The organism is Agromyces sp. NPDC029043 (assembly GCF_055564615.1).
Window position 1 is genome coordinate 1 of sequence record NZ_JBVHVX010000067.1, and the last position, 1224, is coordinate 1224.

A 1224-nucleotide genomic window follows, 5' to 3' on the forward strand; every position below is an offset into this window, starting at 1 on the left:
GGGACTGGTGCACGATCAGGTGACAGTGTCGGTGTCATGCCGCTGAGGCGGCTGTGTTGATGATGGTCTCGTATTCGATGGGCGTCAACCGGCCGAGGCGGGCTTGACGGCGTCGGCGGTGGTAGGTCCGCTCGATCCAGGTGACGATCGCGATCCGCAGCTGCTCGCGGGTGGCCCAGCGTTGCCGGTCCAGAACGTTCTTCTGGAGGAGAGCGAAGAACGATTCCATCGCGGCATTGTCGCCGGCGGCACCGACTCTGCCCATGGACCCCACGAGACCGTGGCGGTTGAGAGCGGACACGAACTTCCGTGACCGGAATTGAGATCCCCTGTCCGAGTGAACAATACAACCCGCAACATCGTCTTCTCGACGGGCGACCGCGTTGTTGAGCGCGGCCACCGCGATCCGTGATTGCATGCGGGAGTCGATGCTGTAGCCGACGATCCGCCCCGAGCAGGCGTCCTTGATCGCGCACAGGTAGAGCTTGCCCTCGTCGGTCCAGTGCTCAGTGATATCCGTCAACCACAACTCGTTCGGAAGCTCGGCGGTGAAGTCACGTTCGACCAGGTCGTCGTGCACCGGCGGCCCCGGCTTCTTACCGTTCCGTCCACGTTTCTTGCCGAAGCTCGACCACCAGCCGTTAGCGCAGCAGATCCGCCACGCCGTGCGCGCACTCATCGCCTGACCTGCGGCTTCGGCTTCGTCGGCGAGGAAGCGGTACCCGAACTCCGGATCATCGCGGTGCGCGTCGAACAGGGCGTTCGCTCGCTGCGCTTCGACCCGATCAGCGGTGGTGACCGCCTCTTTGAGCCACCGATAGTACGGCTGACGGGAGAGCTTCAAGACCCGACACGACACCGCCACGGGAATCCCGTCGGCGGCGAGCTCCTTCACGAGCGGGTAGAGCCTTTTCCCGGCAGGTTCGCCTGTGACAGGTACGCAGCCGCCCGGCGCAGGACCTCATTCTCCTGCTCCAACAACCGGATTCGCTTGTTCGCTTCCCGCAACTCTGCGGACTGCCCGCTCGTCATGCCGGACTTGGTGCCGTCGTCGATGTCGGCGCGTCGCATCCACTTCTGCAAGGTCATCGGGTGCACCCCGAAGTCCTTCGCGATCTGCTCGATCGTCACACCGCTCTCACGATCCCGGGCAACCCGGACCACGTCATCGCGGAACTCTTTCGGATAGGGCTTGGGCACGATGGTCATCCTTCCAGGCCAACC

At 64.0% G+C, this 1224-nt stretch carries 1 protein-coding gene; it reads right to left on the bottom strand.

Translation table 11 applies throughout. The features are described 5' to 3' along the window. Nucleotides 1-34 precede the first annotated feature (34 nt). A protein-coding gene (locus tag ACZ4TW_RS24040) for an IS3 family transposase (RefSeq protein ID WP_465547041.1) occupies nt 35-1200 on the bottom strand; the annotation gives its coding sequence in 2 pieces (ribosomal slippage) (nt 35-913 and nt 916-1200; 1164 coding nt in all). Nucleotides 1201-1224 lie beyond the last annotated feature (24 nt).